The organism is Vibrio sp. 10N.222.48.A3 (assembly GCF_041475345.1).
Lineage (GTDB): Bacteria > Pseudomonadota > Gammaproteobacteria > Enterobacterales > Vibrionaceae > Vibrio > Vibrio tasmaniensis_A.
The window spans coordinates 1-332 of the sequence record NZ_JBFRVX010000834.1; the positions used below are offsets into that span (position 1 = coordinate 1).

Consider the following 332-nt stretch of genomic DNA (forward strand, 5'->3'; position numbering starts at 1 on the left):
AACTTGAGAGCAATTGAATTATTAGCAAGTTGCTGAGTAAGAAGCCCAACATCTGATTTAAGACTCTCTACCTGTTTAGGTAGAGATATTCCTTTAGCCACAATTTACCCTCTTAGTTAGTTTCTTTCTAGAACAGGGACTAGGAAACTCCCTGTGCTCCCTTGCAACCATGCTCGATGCAGAGTGGTTCTTGCTACAAGTTTTCGCATGAATTTCGGCAAAGGTTTTTTACCAACACCAGCGGTTTTATAAGCGTTTATACGCACATATTCAAACGAATCACGGTCTAGCATATATTCCCCTTAAATCAGTAACATGATACGAATGCGCTA

1 protein-coding gene is annotated in these 332 nt (G+C 40.1%); it reads right to left on the bottom strand.

Going from position 1 to position 332, the window contains the following annotated elements; all coding sequences use genetic code 11:
* Positions 1 to 116: 116 nt before the first annotated feature.
* Complete coding sequence (locus tag AB4653_RS20450; RefSeq protein ID WP_157936403.1) at positions 117 to 293, bottom strand: hypothetical protein; 177 nt, start codon at positions 291 to 293, stop codon at positions 117 to 119.
* Between the last annotated feature and the right edge of the window lie 39 nt (positions 294 to 332).